The sequence below is a fragment of the Catenulispora sp. GP43 genome, from assembly GCF_041260665.1.
GTDB lineage: Bacteria > Actinomycetota > Actinomycetes > Streptomycetales > Catenulisporaceae > Catenulispora.
The window spans coordinates 238,449-260,077 of the sequence record NZ_JBGCCT010000011.1 but is presented as its reverse complement, the minus strand read 5'-3'; the positions used below and the strand labels follow the sequence as shown (position 1 = coordinate 260,077).

General features: G+C 73.1%; 12 protein-coding genes. 9 read left to right on the top strand and 3 right to left on the bottom strand.

Annotation, left to right across the window (positions count from 1 at the left end):
- Positions 1-26: 26 nt before the first annotated feature.
- From rsmA to ABH926_RS23910, 4 genes are all read left to right on the top strand, one after another.
- The gene (gene rsmA, locus ABH926_RS23925) at positions 27-1,040 is read left to right on the top strand and encodes a 16S rRNA (adenine(1518)-N(6)/adenine(1519)-N(6))-dimethyltransferase RsmA (protein WP_370367957.1); all 1,014 of its coding nucleotides are present in this window, start codon (positions 27-29) and stop codon (positions 1,038-1,040) included.
- Positions 1,037-1,987, top strand: a complete 951-nt coding sequence (locus ABH926_RS23920; protein WP_370367956.1) for a 4-(cytidine 5'-diphospho)-2-C-methyl-D-erythritol kinase — start codon at positions 1,037-1,039, stop codon at positions 1,985-1,987. The genes rsmA and ABH926_RS23920 overlap by 4 nt, the downstream gene beginning before the upstream one ends.
- Before the next feature lie 73 nt (positions 1,988-2,060).
- Positions 2,061-4,571 (top strand): protein kinase, encoded by a 2,511-nt coding sequence (locus ABH926_RS23915; protein ID WP_370367954.1) that lies wholly within the window; start codon positions 2,061-2,063, stop codon positions 4,569-4,571.
- A 59-nt stretch (positions 4,572-4,630) separates the two neighbouring features.
- Positions 4,631-4,921 (top strand): YiaA/YiaB family inner membrane protein, encoded by a 291-nt coding sequence (locus tag ABH926_RS23910; protein WP_370367952.1) that lies wholly within the window; start codon positions 4,631-4,633, stop codon positions 4,919-4,921.
- A gap of 56 nt (positions 4,922-4,977) precedes the next feature.
- Here ABH926_RS23910 and ABH926_RS23905 read toward each other — a convergent pair whose 3' ends face one another.
- The 3 genes from ABH926_RS23905 to ABH926_RS23895 are packed head-to-tail and all read right to left on the bottom strand — an operon-like array spanning position 4,978 to position 9,012.
- On the bottom strand, positions 4,978-5,496 hold the full coding sequence (locus ABH926_RS23905; RefSeq protein ID WP_370367951.1) for an MgtC/SapB family protein: 519 nt from the start codon (positions 5,494-5,496) through the stop codon (positions 4,978-4,980).
- A gap of 1 nt (position 5,497) precedes the next feature.
- Positions 5,498-6,754: an aminotransferase class I/II-fold pyridoxal phosphate-dependent enzyme gene (locus ABH926_RS23900; RefSeq protein ID WP_370367950.1), complete on the bottom strand. Its 1,257-nt coding sequence runs from the start codon at positions 6,752-6,754 to the stop codon at positions 5,498-5,500.
- Positions 6,754-9,012, bottom strand: a complete 2,259-nt coding sequence (locus ABH926_RS23895; protein WP_370367949.1) for a putative bifunctional diguanylate cyclase/phosphodiesterase — start codon at positions 9,010-9,012, stop codon at positions 6,754-6,756. Before ABH926_RS23895 ends, ABH926_RS23900 begins: the two co-directional genes overlap by 1 nt.
- Before the next feature lie 232 nt (positions 9,013-9,244).
- On the opposite strand from ABH926_RS23895, the gene ABH926_RS23890 reads away from it, so the two are divergent.
- The 5 genes from ABH926_RS23890 to ABH926_RS23870 are packed head-to-tail and all read left to right on the top strand — an operon-like array spanning position 9,245 to position 21,609.
- Positions 9,245-12,610 carry a DUF4132 domain-containing protein gene (locus ABH926_RS23890; protein WP_370367948.1) on the top strand — a complete coding sequence of 1,122 codons (3,366 nt, stop codon included), beginning with the start codon at positions 9,245-9,247 and terminating at the stop codon, positions 12,608-12,610.
- Entirely contained in the window at positions 12,607-15,834 is a 3,228-nt protein-coding gene (locus ABH926_RS23885; RefSeq protein WP_370367947.1) for a DUF4132 domain-containing protein, read from the top strand. Before ABH926_RS23890 ends, ABH926_RS23885 begins: the two co-directional genes overlap by 4 nt.
- Positions 15,831-18,101 (top strand): DUF4132 domain-containing protein, encoded by a 2,271-nt coding sequence (locus tag ABH926_RS23880; protein WP_370367946.1) that lies wholly within the window; start codon positions 15,831-15,833, stop codon positions 18,099-18,101. Before ABH926_RS23885 ends, ABH926_RS23880 begins: the two co-directional genes overlap by 4 nt.
- On the top strand, positions 18,098-19,243 hold the full coding sequence (locus ABH926_RS23875) for an AAA family ATPase (protein ID WP_370367945.1): 1,146 nt from the start codon (positions 18,098-18,100) through the stop codon (positions 19,241-19,243). Before ABH926_RS23880 ends, ABH926_RS23875 begins: the two co-directional genes overlap by 4 nt.
- On the top strand, positions 19,243-21,609 hold the full coding sequence (locus ABH926_RS23870; protein ID WP_370367944.1) for a DUF5682 family protein: 2,367 nt from the start codon (positions 19,243-19,245) through the stop codon (positions 21,607-21,609). The genes ABH926_RS23875 and ABH926_RS23870 overlap by 1 nt, the downstream gene beginning before the upstream one ends.
- Positions 21,610-21,629: the final 20 nt, after the last annotated feature.

The following is a 21,629-nucleotide window of genomic DNA, read 5'->3' as shown; positions in this document are numbered from 1 at the left end:
AGGTAGCGCGGCTACGATGGCTGGCGATGTCCGAAACCCCGCACTCCCAGCCACCGCGTACCGAGTCCTCCGAGCTCGACCGGTCAGCTGAGCCCGATCGCCACCCGGCCCGCCTCCTGGGACCGGCCGAGGTCCGTCGGCTCGCCGACAAGCTCGGCGTCTCGCCGACCAAGAAGCTCGGGCAGAACTTCGTCATCGACCCGAACACCATCCGCCGGATCGTGCGGGCCGGCGACGTCACCGCCGACGATGTGGTGGTCGAGGTCGGCCCGGGTCTGGGCTCGCTGACGCTGGGGCTGCTGGACGTGGCCCGCCGGGTGGTCGCCGTCGAGATCGACCCCACCCTGGCCGCCGCGCTGCCGGACACGCTGGCCGAGTTCGCGCCGGGCATCGCCGCCGGCGAGGTGGAGTTCGAGCTCGTGCGCTCCGACGCGCTGCGCGTCACCGAACTGCCGGGCCCGCCGCCGACCGCGCTGGTCGCGAACCTGCCCTATAACGTCGCAGTCCCGGTGCTGCTGCACATGCTGGAGCGCTTCCCGAGCATCGAGCGCACCCTGATCATGGTCCAGGCCGAGGTCGCCGACCGGCTCGCGGCCGAGCCCGGCGGCCGGGTCTACGGCGTGCCGTCGGTCAAGGCGCGGTGGTACGCGGACGTGAAGCGGGCCGGGTCCATCGGCCGCAGCGTCTTCTGGCCGGCGCCGAACGTCGACTCCGGCCTGGTTCGGCTGGACCGCCGCGCGGTCCCGCCGACCACCCGGGCCGAGCGCCGCGACGTCTTCGCCGCCGTGGACGCGGCCTTCGCGCAGCGGCGCAAGACCCTGCGCTCGGCGCTGAGCGGCTGGGCCGGCTCTCCAGCCGCGGCCGAGCAGGCGCTGACCGCCGCCGGGATCGCCCCGGGGGCCCGCGGCGAGACGCTGACCGTCGAGGAGTTCGCCCGGCTGGCGGAGCACCGGCCACAGCGGGAGCCGGCGGACGGCTCGGGTGGCAAAGAGCACCCGCCTCGTAAGCGGGGGGCCGACGGCTCCGGAGGCGCGGCATGACGGCCGCCGCGCTCAGCCCCGACGACACGCCCCGCCCCGGGGCGACCGAGTCCGTGACCGTCCGCGTCCCGGCGAAGGTCAATCTGGCGCTCTCAGTGGGCCCGCTGCGTCCGGACGGCTACCACGACCTGGCCACCGTCTTCCACGCCGTCGGCCTGTACGACGAGGTCAGCGCCGCCCCCGCCGAGGCCCTCGCGGTCAGCTGCGAGGGCGAGGGCCAGGTCGAGGTGCCGCTGGACGGCACGAACCTGGCCTGGCGCGCCGCCGAGCTGCTGGCCCGGACTGTCGGGCGCGCCCCGGCCGTGCGCCTGCACCTGACCAAGGGGATCCCGGTGGCCGGCGGGATGGCCGGGGGCTCGGCCGACGCGGCCGGCGCGCTCGTCGCCTGCGACGCGCTGTGGGGTTCCGGCCTGTCCCGCGACGACCTGCACGAGCTGGCCGCGCAGCTCGGCAGCGACGTCCCCTTCGCCCTCCACGGCGGCACCGCCATGGGCACCGGCCGCGGCGAGCAGATCACCCCGGTGCTGGCCCGCGGCGAGTTCCACTGGGTCTTCGCCTTCGCCCACGAGGGGCTGTCCACCCCGGCCGTCTTCCGCGAGCTGGACCGGCTCCGCGAGGCGGCCGGCGAGCAGGCGGCGGCGCCGGGCGTCGACGAGGAGCTGCTGCGGGCGCTGCGGGCCGGAGACTCAACGCTGCTGGGTGCGGCGCTGCGCAACGACCTGACCCGGCCGGCCACCTCCCTGCGTCCGGACCTGCGTGCGACACTGCAGGCCGGCCGGGAGGCCGGGGCGCTCGGGACCCTGCTGTCCGGATCCGGCCCGACCTGCGCTTTCCTGGCCGCCGACGCGGTCTCGGCGGCCGCCCTGGCGGCCGCGCTGGCGGCGGCGCCGTCGGTCCGCGCCGTAAGGCGGGCTCTAGGGCCCGCAGCCGGTGCGCACGTGCTGTGAAGACGGCGAACGTCCCCGTGCTGCCACCGAACCAGGAACTCGCCGATACGCTTTCCCCTTGAAGGGGGACCTCATGGATGCGCTCAAGCCCGAAGACCCGTCTCGCGTCGGGCCGTTCATCCCGCTCGCGCGGATCGGCGCGGGCGGCATGGGCCGGGTCTACCTGGCCCGGTCCCGCGGCGGCCGGCCGGTCGCGGTGAAGGTGATCCGCGCCGAGTACGCCGAGGACGAGCGCTTCCGCACCCGCTTCCGGCGCGAGGTGCAGGCCGCGCGCACCGTGGACGGCATGTACACGGCGCCGGTCCTGGACGCCGGGCCCGACGACCCCGAGCCCTGGCTCGCCACCGCCTACATACCCGGCCCCTCGCTCCAGCGCGCCGTCCACGAGCACGGCCCGCTGCCGGAGCGCTCGGCGCGGGTCCTGGGCGCCGGCATCGCCGAGGCGCTGGGCGCGATCCACAGCGCGGGCCTGATCCACCGCGACCTGAAGCCCTCGAACGTCATCCTGGGCCCGGACGGCCCGCGCGTCATCGACTTCGGCATCAGCGCCTCCGAGGGCGGCAGCTCGCTGACCACGACCGGCATCGTCGTCGGCTCGCCGCGGTACTCCAGCCCCGAGCAGTGCCGCGCCGATCCGGAGCTGGGGCCGGCCTCGGACGTCTTCGCGCTCGGCGGCGTCATGGTCTACACCACCACCGGCGTCCCGCCGTTCGGCGACGGCCCGGACCACGTGCAGCTGTACCTCGTGGTGCACGAGCAGCCGGACCTCACCGGGGTGCCGATGGCGCTGCGGCCGATCGTCTCGGCGTGCCTGGAGAAGAACCCGGCCAACCGGCCGACCACCGACCAGCTGCTGGACAGCCTGCTGCCGCCGGACGTCGACATCAGCGACGTCGACTGGCTGCCCGAGTCCGTGAACCGGGACATGCGCAAGTACGCCGCCGCCCCGATGCTGGCCGCGCCGACCCCGGCGGGCGAGTCGCGGGAGGGCGAGGGCACGCCGACGCCCGCCCCGGCCGCCGCGGACCCCACGAACGCCGGGTTCGACGGCCCGGACGCCACCAGCAGCGGCGTGGCGATCGGCACGACGGCGGCGCCCGCGGCGTCCGGCCCGGACGCCGTCGCGAACCCCGGTCGGCGCCGGATGCTGGCCGGGATCGCCGGCGCCGTGGCGGTGGCCGCCTCCGGCGGCGGCGCCTGGTACGCCGCGACGCGCACCAGCGGCAAGAAGTCGGCGACGCAGGAAGCCGGGGCCACGTATCCGCCCGGGACGCCGTCGAAGAGCTCCTCGGTCTCCGGGGCCCCGACCGGCCCGGCGACGAGTTCCTCCTCGTCCCCGTCCTCGACGCCCACGCCGACCCCGACGCACGCCGCCGGCCCGTGGGGCGAGGACTGGAGCTCGAAGACCGACCTGGGAGGCGCCTCGGGCGGCGCCGTGATCAGCGGCACCAAGCTGATCGGCGTCTACACGGCCACCAGCGTCGTCAACCCGAACCCGCCGCAGGACCTGGTCGCGATCGACACGGTCTCGGGCGGCTCGGCCTTCCCCCCGGTGTCGATCCCGGCGGTCGCCAACGTCGGCGGCGCCGGCATCGCCGCCGACGACAAGTTCATCTACAGCTACGGCGACGGCACCGTCTACGCGTGGAACCTCGCCGACGGCACGCAGGCCTGGACGGCCAAGACCGGCCTGCAGGCCTCGACCTCCACCAACAACATGCCGCCGACCGGCATCCTGGGGCTCGTCGGCGGCATCCTGATGGTCGGCTCCGGCAACTACGACCCCAGCTTCCCGCCCTGCCTGGCCGCGTTCGACGTCGCGACCCGGAAGACGATCTGGTCCATGGCGCCGACCGACATGCAGGTGGTGGCCTCGCCGCCGAGCGGGCTGGTCCTGGCCCAGACCAGCGTCGGGGTGTCGGTGCCGAAGGCGGGGAGCCTGTTCTACGTGGCCCTGTGCGACCAGAACTCGCTGCGGATCCTGCGGGGCATGGACATGCGGACAGGCAAGGAAGCCTGGCACGTCCCCTTCGCGGCGTACAGCGACAACGGCGCCGGGACCGCCAACCCGACCGTGACCGGCACCGAGCAGCACGTCTACCTCACCGACATGCACAGCGGCTCGGTCCACGCCTACGACGTGGCCGGCAAGTGGATGTGGACCTACCCCAGCGCCCTGGACAAGACGCCGCCGTCCAGCGACCGCCGCTTCACCGGCCTGGTGCTGGAGTCCGGCGACTCGGTCTACGCCGCCGACGCGAACCGCATCTACGCGTTGCAGGTGAGCACCACGGCCAAGGGCGGAACGCCCCTGTGGAAGAACCCTGCGACGTTCAACGGCATCGCCAACGTCCCGGCCCTGGTCGGCGACAAGGTCTGGGTCGAGGTGCACACCCCGACCTCGCAGAACCCGCTGGCGATGACCGTGCTGAACACCGCCGACGGCCAGGTGGTGCACAACTACCCGATGCCGGAGGGCCCGACCGCCAGCAGCGCCGACCTGACCGTCCCGGATCCTTCCGGCCAGGCCGCGTACGTCCTCACGGCCAGCGGCGAGGTACTCGGGTACCGCCGGAACCAATGAGCACGCGGATGAGTACCCGTACTCACGATCGATGACCGCGGCGGCGGCATCATCGAAGCATGAGTACGCCACTGGCAAACAAGAACACGGCCGCGTACTACTTCCAGGCGGTCGCCTCGTTCATCGTGTCCGCCGGCGCGACCGTCGTCGGCATCTGCTACCTCCCGGTCAACGCCTGGGAGCGGGCCTTCCTGGGCCTGGGCCTGCTGTACACCATCACCTCGGCGATCACGCTGGCCAAGGTGGTGCGGGACAAGCAGGACGAGGCGCAGCTGGTCGGCCGGGTCGACCAGGCGCGGCTGGACAAGCTGCTGACCGAGCACGATCCGTACCGGGTGGACGTGCCGTAAGAGCGCTGATGGCGGGCGGCGGGTTCCGGCTCGCCGCCGGCCGCGCGGGCGGTGCCTCAGGAGTCCTGCCCCTCAGCCTGCCGGGCCGGGTCCGGCAGCACCGCATCGTCGTTCGCGAACCGCGAAGCCCACCGCCGTCCGTCGGCGAACTTCAGCAGCGGGATGTGCCGCACCTCCAGGGCCAGCAGCACCAGCGCGGTGCCGCTGGTGGCCAGCAGCAGGCGGCTGTAGCCGGCGGCGGCGCCGATCGCGGCGGCGGCGAAGATGGTGGCCGCCGTCGTCACGCCCTTGACCGTGTCGATCAGGTGCCAGCGCGCGGACATCGTCAGGTTCGGGCGGAAGACCACGCCGGCGCCGATGAAGCCGACGCCGGTGATGACGCCGGCCAGGGCGTTGGGGGCGTTGCCGTCCTTGGCCAGCACGGCGATGATGGCGCTGCCCACGCCGATCAGCGAGAACGTGCGGTCCCCGGCCGGCGAGCCGCGCAGGTCGCGTTCGAAGCCGAGCAGGTAGGTCAGGATGAAGGCCAGCGACAGGCGCCCCAGCTGGCTCAGGCTCTCCAGGTGCAGGTGCACATCAGCTCCCTGATGTCCCCGGGCCGGCGCCGCGGTGCTCGGCCTTGCGCAGCAGCGGTTCCAGTTCGGTCAGTGCCGCGTTCAACTGGTCGATCTCCTCATCGGTGTTCGCCGCGGTCACCTGGACCCGGAAGCCGGCCTGGTCCCGCGGCACCAGCGGGTATGCCGCCAGTGTGACGTAGATGCCGCGTTCCCACAGGACGGAGGCGATCTCGTCGATGTCCGCGGCCTGCCGCGCCGGCAGTTCGATGATGGGGAAGCCGCTGGTGTTCGGGGTGGACAGCCCGAGCTTGCGCACGTGGTCGATGACCTGCGCGGTCTTGTGCCACAGCCGGCCGCGGATCTCCTCGCCGCGCTCCCGGTTCACCTTCAGGCCGGCCAGCACCGTGGCCAGCGAGGCCGTCGGCGACGGCCCGGAGTACAGGTACGGCGCCGCCGCGAACTTCAGGTACTCCTTCATCTGGGTCGGCAGCGCCAGGAACGCCAGCAGCGACGAGTAGGCCTTGGAGAACCCGCCGACCAGCACCAGTCCTTCGTACGTCTCCCCGAGGTGCCGCACGATGCTGTTGCCCAGCGCCCCGTACGGCGAGGTCTCCGCCGCCGACCGCTCGCCGATCACGCCGAACCCGTGCGCGTCGTCCACATACAGCAGCGCGCCCTCGGCCCGGCAGATGTCCGCGATCCCCGCCAGCCCCGGCTCGTTGCCGGTCATGCTGTTGATGCCGTCCATGCACACCAGGCGCGGCAGGTCCTTGGGCGCCTTGCGCAGCGCCACGGCCAGTCCGCCCAGGTCCGTGGCCCGCCAGCGGTGCAGCGTGGCGCCGTTGCCGCGGGCCACCGAGCTGCCGTCGTAGATGGTGCGGTGCGCCTGCGCCTCGCAGAACACCGTGCCCTTGCCGGCCAGGACCGGGATCACCGTCATGTGGATGTGCGTGATCGTCGGCAGCACCAGGGTGTCAGGGGCCTGTATCAGGTCGGTGAGCTGGTCCTCGATGTCCAGGTACGGCCGGGGGTTGCCGAGCAGCCGCGACCAGCTCGGGTGCGTCCCCCACTTCGCGATCAGCTCCGCCGGGGCGGCCATGATCTCCGGGTCGACGTCGAAGCCGAGGTAGTTGCAGGACGCGAAGTCGGACATCCAGTGGTCGCCGATCCGGATCCGCCGGGGTTCGGCGCGGTCCTGCTCCTCGATGACCGCGTCGTAGAACCGCGTGGTGTCCTTCAGCCGGGCCAGCTCCGCCCATACTTCGTGTCGCGCCATCAGCTCTCTCCCATCTCTATGGCGGCCTGCACGGCTGCCGTCTCGGCCAGCGGCACCGCCGGCGAGTACAGGAAGCCCTGCGCGTAGGCGCACCCCATGTCGCGCAGCAGGTCGCGCTGCCCGACCGTCTCGACCCCCTCGGCGACCACGGAGATGTCCATCGTCCTGGCCACGTGCACGATCCCCCGCAGCAGCCGCTCGTGGTCCTTCTTGTCGGCGATGTTGTCCACGAACGACTTGTCGGCCTTGATCACGTCGAACTTCAGGTCCCGCAGGTACCCGATCGAGGAGTAGCCGGTCCCGAAGTCGTCGATGGCGATCCGCACCCCGAGCAGCGCCAGCCGCTGCAGGTCGATGAGGGCGTTGGCGGTCGCCTCGTGCAGGAAGACGTTCTCGGTGATCTCCACGGTCAGCCGGTGCGCGGGCAGTTCCGCCGCGCGCAGCGCCGCGCGCACCGTGTCGACGAAGCCGCCGTCGCCGAACTGGTGCGGGGAGACGTTGACGGCCACGTACCCGAACCCGGCGGCGGCCGCGTCCGCGGTCGCCCGCCGCAGGATCCACGCGCCGATCGGGGTGATCTGCCCGGTCTCCTCGGCCACCGGCACGAAGTTCCCCGGGGACAGCAGCCCCAGCTTCGGGTGCCGCCAGCGCACCAGCGCCTCATACCCGGCCACCCGCACCGGCCCCTGCAGGTCCACGATCGGCTGGTAGTGCAGCTCGAACTCGCCGACGGCCAGGGCCCGGTCCAGGCCGGTGCGCAGGGCCAGCCGCTGGAGCGCGGCGTCGTACAGGCTCGGGTCGAACAGCCGCCAGGTGCCCTTGCCGTCGGCCTTGGCCGCGTACAGCGCCAGGTCGGCGTTGCGGAACAGCACCTCCTCGGTCCCCCCGGCCCCGCCGGGGCTGGTGGCCACCCCGATGCTGGCCCGCACCATCACCGGCGCCCCGGACAGCCGGAACGGCTCGGCGAGCACCCCGATCAGGCGTTCGGCCAGGGCCGTGGCCGCGCCCTGGCTGGCCCCGTCGGACAGCAGCACGGCGAACTCGTCGCCCCCCAGGCGCACCGGCAGGTCGCCGGGCCGCACCGACTCGGCGATCCGGGACGCCGCGGCCACCAGCAGCTCGTCGCCCACCTTGTGCCCCTGGGTGTCGTTGACCTCCTTGAAGTTGTCCAGGTCGATCAGCAGCATCGCCGCCACGCCGCCGCAGTCCTGGGCCCGGGCCAGGGCGCGCTCGGCCCGGTCCTGGAACCGCAGCCGGTTGCCCAGGCCCGTGAGCGAGTCCCGGTAGGCGCGGTACTTCAGCTCGCGCAGCATGGCCCGGGTGTGCGCGCGGTTGTCCAGCTCCCGGGTCTGCCGGCCGGCCAGATACAGCCGCAGCAGCACCAGCAGGAACATCAGCGCCGAGGTCACCGCGATGACCGGGCCGTCGCGCAGGTTCGCCTGCTGCGCCTCGATCATCAGGACGGTCGGCGCGACCAGGGCCGCGACCGCCAGCGGGATCACCCGCGCGCTGTCCGCGCCGCGCCGGCTGCCGGCCACCGGCTCGGTGAGCTCGGTCATCGACGGCGAGAGCCCGGCCGCGCCCCAGGAGATGTAGAACACCACCCAGCCCAGGTCCGCCGGGCCGCCGACGTGCCAGGTGCCGTACAGCCGGACCAGCGCGTAGGCGACGTCGGACCCGGTCAGCCCGACCACGCCGAGCAGCAGCAGCCGCACCGCCGGCCCCCGCAGCCCGCCGCCGGTGGCCAGGCGCGCGGTCACCGCCAGCAGCATCACGTCCCCGAGCGGGTAGGCGATGGACACCGCGCTGCTCACCCAGGACTGCCCCCCGTTGTCCACGGTCGGGGTGATGATGTAGACCCACAGCAGCAGCGCCGCGGCCGTGCTCAGGATGACGGCGTCGATCAGCGCCGCCCGGTCGCGCAGTGGACTGCGCCGCCGCACCATGAGCAACAACCCGCCGGCGGCCAGCGGATAGGTCAGCAGATAGATGGCGTCGGCCACCGACGGGAACGGCTCGACCTGGTTGAAGACGTCGGTCAGCAGGTTGTACGCGGTGTCCCCGCTGACCAGCGTCAGCATCGCCCCGGCCAGCAGGTACCAGGCCTGCGGGGTGTGCGGGCGGTAGCGGCGGACGCCGACCAGCACCGCGCCGACCCCGCCCAGGCCGATCACGGTCCAGGTCAGCAGGTGCAAACTGGGAACCGAGTAGTAGAAGACGGTCCACAGCGCCATGAATGCCGCGAACCGGAGCGCCATACGTTCGAGGGGATCATGCACCCGAACGGGTCAGCAACTTGAGGGCTACGTGCGGATGACGCCCGCGGCACGGTTCTGACCCGCGCCGGCCCGTGCCGCCCCACGCCGGGCCCACGCTCCGGGCCCGCGGTCGCCGGACTCTGCCACCCCTGTCGGCTTGCCTCGCTATGGTTCTGGCCATTCGGGCGCGCATGACGGCTTGGGAGGGCTAGTGGGGAACGTCCTGGAACCGGTGGACGCTGTCGCAGGACTGTTCGACAGGCGGTTCGACCCCCGGGCGCTGGTGATACCGCGCCGCGACGGGAAGGCGGCGAGCGCGGCCGGGGCCGTCGCGATCCCCGGCGGCGCCGTCGCCGACTTCGAACGCGTATTCGGCAAGGCGGCGCGGACCGTCGAGATGGTGCTCGCGCACAGCGGTACCGACTCCGACCTGGCCGAGGCCATCAGCCGGCCGGGGTTCGGCGACCTGGCCGCGATGACGTCCCAGCAGGCTGCCATCGCCGCGTCGATCGTCCTCTACGACGCCCCGAGGAACTACGAGCCCTACGTCCTCGTCGACGCCTGGGTCGCCGCTCGCGGCATCCCGTTCGCCACCTCCGCGACGGGCCAGCTCGGCGGCTTCGGGGTCTGGATCCAGCGTAAGGGCCAGAAGACTCCGGCCCTGCGCCGCCTGGACCACGACGCCGTGCACGCGCAGGAGCGGTTCGCGATGGCCGCCCGGATGCGCCGCCACCTGGCCGCTGCGGGCGACGGGGACTACGCCGCGGCGCTTGAGGAGGCCATCGCTCTGCGAGACCCGTCCGACGTCCGGAACATCTTCGTCTCCTTCCTGTTCCCCGAGCGTGTCGACTGGGTCGAGGCGGACGTCACCGGCCCGATCGGCCGCCGCTGGGAGGTCCGCGACGGGCTGGCGTCCTGGCTGCTGATCGGCGCGGTGAGCACGCCGGGCCAGGCCGAGCGGCTGACCAAGTGGGTGCACGCCGACGCGCTGCGGCTGTGCTCGGCGGCGACCGCGACCATGGCCGCCACCGTCGGGCTGGACCTGATCCCGGCGATCGCGAACTGGGCCGAGGACTACTGGGACGGCGTCGAGGCCAGGCAGCGCGTGCAGCGGCTGCTCGCCGGCTTCGACAGCGACGCCGCCTTCCTGGCGCTGCTCGGCCAGCTCGCCTACCGCGGCACCGCGGCCGTCCTGGCCGAGGCCGCGCGGCGGTTCCCGGAGCGCGGCGTCCGGCTGCTCGCCGAGGCGGCGCCGGACCAGCCGGCCGCGCGCACCCCCGTCGAGCGCGTGCTGCGGCTGACCGTGGGCAGCCGGCCGGATGCGGCCCGCGCGGTGGTCCCGCACCTGGCCGGCCAGGCCCGGACCCGGGTGGAGAAGCTGGTGGGCGGCCTGGCCGCGCCGCTGCCCGCCGCGGCCGCCGGCACGGTGCCGGACCTGCTGACCACGCCGCCGTGGGAGCGGGAGCGCGAGACGGTCAAGCCGGTCGTGATCAGGGATCTGGCCGCGCCTTCGAGCAGCGAGGTCCGGTGGCTGAACGACCAGGAGCGCGAGGACTGGCGCGCCGACACCCTCGGCGTGGCGCACCGCGAGGACGAGAACTGGGACAAGCGCCTGGCCAAGGCCCTGGGCCGGCGCAACGCCTACCAGCTCATGGTGATCGTCATGCGGGCCCCGGAGAAGCAGGCCCGGCAGGCCCTGCGCAATCTCACGTCCGGCTATTCCTACGACGCCCTCGCCTGGTGCAGCACCGCTACCGCGCGCTTCGGCATCGACGCGTTCCCGGCGGTGATGAGCGCGGTGCGCAGCAGCCCGGTGGAGAACGCTGAGCTGCTGCTGCCGTTCGCCTGCTCCGAGATCGCGCCGCTGGCCGCGGACTGGCTGCGGCTCAAGACGCTGCGCGCCCCGGCGCAGGCCTGGCTGCGCCGGCACCCGGCCCTGGCCGCCCGGACCCTGATACCCGCGGCGCTCGGCAAGGCGGGCCGGACCCGCCAGGCCGCCGAGGCGGCGCTGCGTTTCCTGGTCGCCGCGGGATTCCAGGACGGGGTCCACACCGAGGCGGCGTCCTACGGCGCCGAGGCCGAGGCCGGCGTCGTCCAGCTGCTCGCCCAGGATCCGCTGGTCGCCGGGCTCCCGAAGACGATGCCGGACGTGCCGGGCTGGGCCGAGCCGGAGGGCCTGCCGCAGCTGCTGCTGGCCGGCCGCAAGGAGGCGCTTCCGCCGGCGGCGGTGCGGAACGTGGTGCGGATGCTCATGGTCTCCACCGCCGAGAACCCCTATCCGGCGCTGGAGACGGTGAAGGAACTCTGCGACACCCGCTCCCTCGAGGACTTCGCCTGGGGCTTGTTCGAGAACTGGCAGATCGCGGACCATCCGGCGAAGCAGTCGTTCGCCATGGACAGCCTGCGCTGGTTCGGCGGCGCCGAGGCCGTGCGCCGCCTGTCCCCGCTGATCCGGGTCTGGCCCGGCGACGGCGGCCATTCCCGGGCCGTCGCCGGTCTGGACGTGCTGACCGCGATCGGCGGCGACACCGCGCTGCTCCACCTCTACGGGATAGCGCAGAAGGGCAAGTTCCGCGGGCTGAAGGAGAGCGCCCAGGAGCGCGTCGACTTCATCGCCAGGGAGCTGCGCCTGACCCGCGACCAGCTCGGCGACCGCCTCGTCCCGGACCTCGGCCTGGACGCCTCCGGCTCGATGGAGCTGGACTACGGCCCGCGCCGGTTCCGGGTCTTCTTCGACGAGCAGCTCAAGCCCGGTGTCGCCGACGAGGGCGGCAAGCGTCTGAAGTCCCTGCCCAAGCCCGGAGTGAAGGACGACGCCGAGCTGGCCCCGGCCGCCTACCAGCGATTCAGCGGCCTGAAGAAGGACGTGCGGACCCTGGCCGGCGACCAGATCATCCGGCTGGAGTCGGCGATGGTCGCGCGCCGCCGTTGGACGAAGACGGACTTCGAGGAGTACTTCGTCGGCCATCCGCTGCTGCGCCACCTCGTCCGGCGCCTGGTGTGGGCGGACTTCCGGCCTGACGGCACCGGCGTGCGCGCCGCCTTCCGGGTCGCCGAGGACGGCACCTACGCCGACGCCGCCGACGATCCCTTCGCCCTGTCGGACGACGCCCTGATCGGCGTCGCGCATCCGCTGGACCTCGGTGCCGACCTGTCCCGCTGGTCGGAGGTGTTCGCCGACTACGAGATCCTGCAACCGTTCCGGCAGCTCGGCCGGCCGGTCCTCGCGCTCACCGCCGAGGAGGGCGAAGTCAGCCTCCTGACTCGCTTCGCCGGCATCCGGACGCCCTCCGGCAAGGTGCTCGGCCTGGAGCGCCGCGGCTGGCGGCGCAGCTCCCCGGCCGACGGCGGCTGGCAGGGCCACCTGCTGCGCGAGCTGGCCGACGGCCGCACCGCGGTGGTGGACCTGGCCCCCGGGTTCGGCGCGGGCTGGGCCGGCGAGGCCGAGGACCAGGAGCTCAAGAGCGTCTGGATCTCCGGCGAGAGCCTTCGCCACGGCTACTGGCGGCGCGGGGAGCGTTCCGAGCCGCTGTCGTCGCTGGATCCGGTGACCGTTTCGGAGATCCTGAACGACCTGAGCGAGGTGACCGGACTGTGAGCGGCGCCGTGGAACTGCCGAAGGCCTACCAGAAGGTCGAGCCGATCGCGCGCGGCCGCTGCCGTCCCGACCAGATCCCGCAGACCGACACCGAAGCAGTGCAGCGGCTGTACGAGCGCCGGCGGGGCATGGCCAAGAACTCCCAGGGGCTCATCGAGGCTGCCCTGAAGCATCCAGGTAGCGACAAGCGCACCGTCGAGTCGATGACCGGGATGGACTTCGGCGACCTGACAACGCTGACGCCGCGGCAGGCGGCCCTGGCCGAAGGCACGCTCGATCGGCTGGACGACTTCGGGGCGGAGGTCGCGGTCGACGTCTGGAACCACGTGCGGGGCGTGGCCTACGCGCTGGAGGCGTTCGCCATCTACGGCCAGCTGGGCTATCGAGAACGCTTCAGCGTCCTGGACCGCATGGGCCCGGCGCGGCACCTGCTGGATCTGGTCCGCTCGGCGCCGGACGACGTCCACGCCGAGGCCATGGCCGCCGCCGAGCGGACCAGGACGGCTGAAGACGGCCGGTGGTTCGCCCGGACTCTGGCCACGTTCCTGTTCCCCGAGCGTCCGGACTGGCTTGAGGAGGACCTGGCGGCGGCGGGCCGGGGCGAGCTTCCGCCCGCCGCGCTGCTACCCTCCGTCGCCACCGCCGAGCAGGCGGCCGCGGTCGGGGAACTCCTGCGGGACGGCGGAAGGTGGGTCTGGCCCGGAGATCCCGCCGTCGAGCTGACGTTCCTGTCGATCGCCGGAGACCGTGCCCTGCCCTTCCTGCTCGCCTGGCACGACGGCCAGTCCAACAAGGGCAAGGCGTTGACCGGAGCCACGCTGGCGGCCCTGGACCTGATGTCCCGGATCCCCGGCGACGACGCGATCCGGGCGCTCGCCGAGCGGGACAACGGACGGCCAGAGACCCTTTCCTATCTGCACGCCGCCGCGCAACGCTTCCCGGAAAGCGCGCTGCGCGTCCTGTCCGCCATGGAGCCGACGCGGGCCACGACCCACGTTCTGGCCGCGCTCACCCGGACCGCGCCGGACGTCACAACAGCGATCCAGATCCCTGACATCCTCGTCCAGCCGCCGTGGTCGGATCCGAAGGCCAAGCGGCCCAAGCCGATCGTGGTCGCGGGACTGACGCCGCCGGCGGACGTCGAGGCCGCCTGGCTTCCCGGCGAGCGCGAGCGCTGGCTCGGCCGCGGCGCCGGCTGGGAGCCGAGCCAGGGGTGGGCGGTGATCGCCGAGCAGATCGATGCCTGGCGCGCCAAGCCGCTCCAGTCCGACGACCCCATGACCCCGGTGGCCCTCTACTTCGCCGCCTACGCCTCCCCGGATCTGGTGCGGCCGATGCTGGCGGACGGCTGGAAGCCGCCGCTGCGCCGCGCTGATGATCGAGCCCTGTCATTCGTCGCGCGCTACGAGATGCTGGCGCTCCCGGCGGTGCAGGCGATCCGCGGGCTGCCTGCGGACCGGGCCCGCCTGCTCCAGCCGTTCGTCAGCGCGGAGATCGCCGCCTCCATGGTCGAGGGCATGACGCGGCGGCGCAGCGTGGCCCGCGGCGCGGCCCTGGGCTGGCTGCGCCGCCATCCGGCAGCGGCCGTGCGCCTTCTGGCCCCGGCCGCGCTCGGCAAGGCGGGCCCGCAGCGGCGCACCGCCGACGCCGCGCTGCGGTGGCTGGCCGCCGAGGGCACCGACGTCGTGGGCATCGTCGCCGACACGTACGGAGAGGCGGTCGGCGTGGCGGTCAAGGACCTGCTCACCGAAGGCGGGCTCGGCACGTATCCGCGCACCATGCCCGAGATCCCCATGTGGGCCAAGCCCGCGGTGCTCCCGCCGATCGGACTCAAGGACGGGACGGCCGAGCTGCCGGCGCGCGCGGTCCAGTCCGTGGTGGAGATGCTCCAGATCTCCAAGCCCGAGGCCCCGCATCCCGGTCTGGAGGTCGTCAAAGAGCTCTGCGACGAGTCCTCGCTCGGCGAGTTCACCTTCGCGCTGTTCGACAACTGGCGCGAATCCGGGTCCGTGCCGGAGGACCGGTGGGCCCTGGACGCGCTGGGCCTGCTCGGCGACGACGGCACCGTGGACCGGCTGGAGCCGCTGATCGGCCCGTGGACCACCGAGCGCGACTACGCGCTCGTCAGCGACGCGCTGACCGTGCTGGGCATGATCGGCGGCGACCGGGCCCTGGCGGCCCTGCACGCCGTGGTCCAGAAGGGGCGGCGCAAGCCGGTCCGGCGCCGGGCCGCCGAACGCTTCCAGGACGTCGCCGCCTCGCTCGACCTGCGGGCCGACGACCTCGCCGACCGGGTGGTCCCGACCCTGGGCCTGGACCCCGACGGCCTGCTCCACCTGGACTACGGCCCGCGCTCGTTCGGCGTCGGCTTCGACGAGCTGCTGCGGCCGCGGGTGACCGACGCCGCCGGCAAGGTGCTCCAGCGGATGCCCCGGCCGGTCAAGGCCGACGACCCGCACCTGGCGCCGGCCGCCTACCTGCACTACACCGAGGTGAAGAAGGCCGCGCAGACCATTGCGGTGGACCAGATCAAGCGCCTGGAGAAGGCCATGTTCACCCGCCGGCGCTGGGACCCGGAGGGCTTCGCGGCCTACCTGGTCGGGCATCCCCTGCTGCGCCACATCACGCGGCGGCTGGTGTGGGGCGTCTACGGACCCGACGGGGCGACGGTCGGCTCCTTCCGGATCGCCGAGGACCTCAGCTACGCCGATGTCCACGACGCGCGGTACGAGATCCCCGAAGGCGCCGCGGTCGGCGTCGCGCACCCGGTGGAGCTCGGCCCGGCGGTGGCGGAGTGGAGCGAGGTGTTCGCCGACTACGAGATCCTCCAGCCCCTGGACCAGCTGGGCCGGCCGGCCCTGGAACTGACCGAGGCCGAGCGGTCCGGCCGGATGCTGGAGCGTTTCCAGCGTGTGGTGCTGGACGCCGGCGAGATCGCCGCTCTGGAACCCCGCGGCTGGTACAGCGGACCGGTCGGCGATCCGCCGGTCTGGTCGCGGTTCCTGCGGCAGCTCGGCGACGACCGATACCTGATCGTGGACATCTCGCCGGGGCTGAAGGGCGGTGTCGCGGCGGGCTCCGGCTACCAGCGCATCGAGTGTGTCTGGCTCAGCATGGCCGGCGAGCACGCCTCCTTCGAACTGCACGCGGTGCCGCTGTCCGAACTCGACGCCGTCCCGGCGTCGGAGATATTGCGCGACCTGACCGAGGTGACGGGCCGATGACCGCGGGGATCGCAGCCCTGCCCGAGCTCCTGCCCGAAATCCTGCCCGAGCTCCTGGCCGCCCCGCCGTGGCGCGACAAGAAGCGCAAACGCGGCAAGCCGGTCGTGGTCGAGGGGCTGGTGCCGCCGGCGACTGTCGAGGTCGTCTGGCTGCCCGGCGAACGCGAGGACTGGCTCACCGCCCACGGGGCGGGCTGGACTCCGGAGCAGGGGTGGGAGGCGGTCCTGCCGGAGATCCTCGACGGCACCGCGGACGAACATCTCGCCGCCTACTTCGCCGCGTACGCCCCTGACGGGTTGGTCCGTGCGGCACTCCCGGCCTGGCAGCCGCCGATCCGCCAGGTCACCAACCGGGCCCGGACCTTCGTCGCGAAGTACGAGACCCTCGCGCTCCCGGCCGTGCTGTCCGTCTCGCGGCTCCCGGCCGTGCGCGCCCAGCTACTCCAGCCGTTCGCGAGTGCCGAGATCGCGGCGATCATGGCGGACGGCTTCGCGCGCCTGCGTTCCATGCGGCCCCACGCCGTCGCCTGGCTCCGGCGCCATCCCGAAGCCGCGGTGCGGGGTCTCGTGCCGACGGCCCTGGGCAAGCCCGGCAAGCTGCGGCAGAACACGGTGTCCGCGCTTCGGCTGCTGGAAGCGGATGGTGTGGACGTCGTCGGGATCGCGCAGCGGGCGTACGGCGAGGACGTGGGTACCGCGATGAAGGAGGTACTGGCGGATCTCGGCTTCGAGACCTATCCCCGGACCGTTCCGGAGGCGCCGCAGTGGGCGCGCGCAGAGCGGCTGCCCGAGATCCGTTTGAAGGATCGCGAGACCACGCTTCCTCCCGATGCCGCACAGGCGGTCGTGGAGATGCTGATGTTCTCCAAGTCGGATGCGCCTTATCCCGGCTTGGAGATCGTCAAAGAGCTCTGCGATCCGTCTTCGCTCGCGCAGTTCGTCGGCGCTCTGTACGACGGCTGGGACCAGGAGGGCGCTCCCGACAAGGAACGCTGGGTGTTCGGTGCCCTCGGGACCTTTGGCGACGAAAGCACGGTCGCGCGACTGGAACGGCTGATCCGCGACTGGTACGGCCAGTCGAGGACCGATGACGTCTACGACGGCTTCGACACCCTCGCCGCGATCGGTGGCGACCGCGCGCTCGTCGCGTTGTACGGCTTCGCCCGCCGTTCGTGGACGCCCAGGACCAAGCGCAAGGCGCAGGCCACGTTCGACGATTTCGCGCAGTCCATGGACCTGTCCGCGGACCGCCTCGCCGACCGCTTGGTCCCGACCTCGGGCCTGAGCGCCGAGGGGACCGTCCGGCTGGACTACGGCAGACGCCGTTTCGACGTGTCCTTCGACGAGCTGCTGCGGCCGGTCGTCACCGACGAGAGCGGTGCGCTGTTGCGAACCTTGCCCAAGCCCGGCAAGCGCGACGACCCCGAACTGGCTCCCGCCGCCTATCAGCAGTTCTCCACGCTGAGGACGCAGGCCCGGGTCGGCGCGCAGGAGCAGGCCCTGCGGCTGGAACGAGCGATGCTGGAGCGCCGCCGCTGGATCCCGCAGGAGTTCGCCTCGTACCTGGTCCGCCATCTGGTGCTCGGCCGGCTCGTGCGGCGGCTGGTGTGGGGGGTGTACGCCGTGGACGGCCGGCTGATCGGGTCGTTCCGTGTCGCCGAGGACCTGAGCTTCGCAGACGTCGACGACGCGCACTACGAAGTCCCCGAGGACGCTCTGATCGGCGTCGTGCATCCGGTGGACCTCGGTCCGGCGCTGGGACGGTGGTCCGAGGTGTTCTCCGACTACGAGATCCTGCAGCCGTTCGACCAGTTGGGACGTCCGCCGCTGGCGCTGAACGCTGAGGAACTCGCGGGCAAGCACCTCGTGCGAACGTACATCTGCCCGGACGCAGTCTCCGGCTCGCATGGTTTGGGCGTGGTCCATTTCGGCCCCGCGAAGTTCGACGCGCTGGCGTCGCGCGGATGGCGGCGCGGTCCGATCGGCGCCGACCGGCTGTGGTCGCGGCTGCTCCGGCCGGTCGGCGAGGGACGGTGCGTGGTGATGGAGCTCGAACCGGGCTTGGCGGCCGGCGCCGCCGCGCAGTCGTCCTACCAGGCGATCAAAGCGGTCTGGCTGAGCGCGACCGAAGAAGACCCCGACTACGACCGCCACGCGCTGCCGCTGGGCCACCGCCCCCTTCCCGGGCGGTCGGACCCGTTCGGCACACTCGACCCTGTGACCGCATCCGAAATACTCCGCGATCTGACCGAGGTGACCGCACAGTGAGCGCCAAGCACACCGCCGGGACGGCCGCGGCGCAGTCCTCCGCCGGCCCGGCCGCGGACGGCAAGCGCGTCCAGCGCCCGGCCGCCGAGGTCCGCTACGCCGAGGAGCTGGCCCGGCTGGCCGCCGACGATCAGGGCGAGCGGCCGCCGGGTTGGGCGCTGAGCCTGCGCGCGGCGCGGCGCTTCATCCTCGGCGACGAGCCGGCCGGGATCACCCGCAAGTTCGTCGGCGACCCCTCGCTGATCGACCGCGCGCTGGTGTCGCTGGCCACCAGCAGAGGCCTGATGCTGGTCGGCGAGCCGGGCACGGCCAAGTCGCTGCTGTCGGAGCTGCTGGCCGCGGCGGTCAGCGGCGACTCGACGCTCACCGTGCAGGGCGGCGCGGCCACCACCGAGGACCAGATCAAGTACTCGTGGAACTACGCGCTGCTGGTCGCCGAGGGCCCCTCGACCAAGTCGCTGGTGCCGGCGCCGCTGTACCGGGGCATGACCGAGGGCCGGGTGGTGCGGTTCGAGGAGATCACGCGCTGCCCGCTGGAGGTGCAGGACTGCCTGCTCTCGCCGCTGTCGGACCGGGTGATGGCGGTCCCGGAGCTCACCGGCGAGGACGCGCTGGTCTTCGCGCGCGAGGGGTTCAACGTCATCGCGACGGCGAACACCCGGGACCGCGGGGTGAACGAGATGAGCGCGGCCCTCAAGCGGCGCTTCAACTTCGAGACGGTGTTCGCGATCACCGACTTCGCCACCGAGCTCGCGCTGGTCGAGCAGGAGGCGACACAGCTGTTGCACGGGTCCGGCGTCACGGTGCCGCCGCGCCGCGACGTGCTGGAGGTGCTGGTCACCGCGTTCCGCGAACTGCGTGAGGGCAAGACGGAGCGCGGCGACGCGATGGAGCGGCTGTCGTCGGTGATGAGCACGGCCGAGGCGGTGTCGGTGGCGCACGCGGTGGGTCTGCGCGGCTGGTTCCTGCGCGGCGACGCGGGGTCGGCCGCGGACATCGTGGAGTGCCTGGCCGGGACCGCGGCCAAGGACAACAACGACGATCTGGCCAAGCTGCGCACGTACCTGGAGCAGCACGCGCAGCGCCGCAAGGGCGACCAGTGGCAGGAGTTCTACGACGCGCGGCACCGGCTGCCCGGCTGATGGCGGGCCCTGAGAAGGCGGTCGGGAACCTCGCCGACCTCACCAACCTCACCATCGTGGGCGTCCGGCACCACAGCCCGGCGTGCGCGGGGCTGGTCCGCGAGGCGATCGAGCGGCTGCGTCCGGCGCACGTGCTCATCGAGGGCCCGTCGGACATGAACGACCGGATCGGGGAGTTCCTGCTGGGCCACGAGCTGCCGGTCGCGGTGTTCACCTCGGTGCGGGACGGCTCGTTCGCGCGCGGATCGTGGTCGCCGTTCTGCGAGTACTCGCCGGAGTGGGTCGCGCTGGCCGAGGGCACGCGGGCCGGCGCCGAGGTGCGCTTCATCGACCTGCCGGCCTGGCACCCGGCGTTCTCGACGCTGACCAACCGGTACGCCGACGCCGAGTTGCGGTTCACCCAGACCGTGGACGAGCTGTGCCGGCGGTTCGGGATGGACAACATCGACACGCTGTGGGACCACATCGCGGAGATCGAGGCCGGGCACACGCCGCCGGCCGAGTTGGCCGAGCGCCTGAACACGTATTTCGACCTGGTCCGGACGGCCTCGGACGCCGATCGCGGACCGGGACCGGGATCGGGATCGGGGCCGGGGCCGGCCGAGCCGACGTCCGACGAGATCCGCGAGCGGTACATGGCCCGATGGATCTCGGCGGCACTGCGGCAGAGCCCTGACCGGCCGGTCCTGGTGGTGTGCGGTGGATTCCACCGGCCGGCGCTGCTGCGGCTCGCGGGCGAGCCCGGGGAAGCCGCGTGGCCGGAGCCCGAGCCGGTGCCCGTCGAGTCCGCCGTCAGCTACCTCGTCCCGTACTCGTTCAAGCGCCTGGACGCCTTCGACGGCTACCAGTCCGGCATGCCGTCCCCCGGCTACTACCAGCGGCTGTGGGAGCTGGGACCGAGCGCGGCGGCCGCGGCGCTGACCGAGGAAGTCGTGCGGCGGCTGCGCGAGCGCAGCCAGCGGGTCTCGACCGCCGACCTCATCGCGGCGCGGGCCAACGGCGAGGGCCTGGCGGCCGTGCGCGGCCACCGGCAGCCGGCCCGCGCCGACCTGCTCGACGGCCTGGTCTCGGCGCTGGTCTCCGAGGCGCTGGACCAGCCGCTGCCGTGGACCGGGCGCCGGGTGCTGGCCCCGGGGACGCATCCGGCCGTCGTGGAGATGGTCGCGGCGCTGTCCGGCGACCGCGTCGGACGCCTGCATCCGGACACCCCGCTGCCGCCGCTCGTGCACGACGCCGAAGCCGAGCTGGAGCGGCACGGGCTGGCGGGCAGGGACGCGGTGACGCTCGATCTGACCGTCCCGGCCGAGCGGGAAGCCTCGCGGCTGCTGCACCGTCTCAGGGTCCTGCGCGTCCCCGGCCACGACCGCCTCTCGGGCCCGGATCCGGCCGCCGAGGACAGCACGTTCACCGAGGAGTGGCGGATCAGCGCCGACCCGGACCGGCTGGCCGCGCTGATCGAGGCCGGCGGCTACGGCCCGACGGTCGAGCTGGCGGCGCGGGCCCGGCTCGGGGAGCGGGTGCAGGCCGGCGGGAGCCTGGAGACGGCCGCGCAGGCGCTCTTCGACGCGGTGCTGTGCGGGATCGAGGACCTGTCGGAGGAGGTCCTGGGCTCGCTGGCGCAGTCCGTCGGCGCCGGCTACGAGGTCGAGCCGCTGGGGGAGGTGCTGGCGGCCGTGCTCGGCCTGTGGCGGCACGACCAGCTGCTCGCGGCCCAGCAGTCCGAGACGCTGGGGACGGTCATCGGCGCGTCCGTGGACCGGCTGTTGTGGCTGGTCGAATCGGTGCCGGGGCCCGCGGGATCGCCGGCCCAGCCGCGCCGGATCGCCGCTGTGCGCGCGGTGCGTGACGCGGTCAGGCACGCGGCCGCCGCGCTCGGCCTGGACACGGCGCGCGCGCTGGAGGTCATGGCGCGCATCGCGGACAACGCGCAGGCTCCGCCGGACCTGCGCGGCGCCGCGTTCGGCTTCGCCTGGTCGCTCGGTACGCCGCCGCCGGACGCCGAGCGCACGATCCGGGCCGCCGGCACTCCGGCGAGCCTCGGGGACTGGCTGGGCGGACTGTTCGCGCTGGCGCGGGAGCAGTGCCTGGAGGAGGCCTCGGTGCTGGCGGTGCTGGACGATCTCGTGACGGCGATGACCGATCGGGACCTGCTGGTCGCCCTGCCCGCCCTGCGGCAGGCGTTCGGGTACTTCCCGCCGCGGGAGCGCGAGACGATCGCCGGCCAGGTGCTGGTGTTGCACGGGGTCCAGGACTCCGCGTGGTCGATGATCCGGACCGGGATCGACGATCCGGTGGCCTTGGCCCGGGGACGGGAACTGGACAGCCATGTGCAGGCCGTCCTGGAGCGGGAGGGGCTGGTCCGGTGAACGAGGTTTCCCAGGATCCT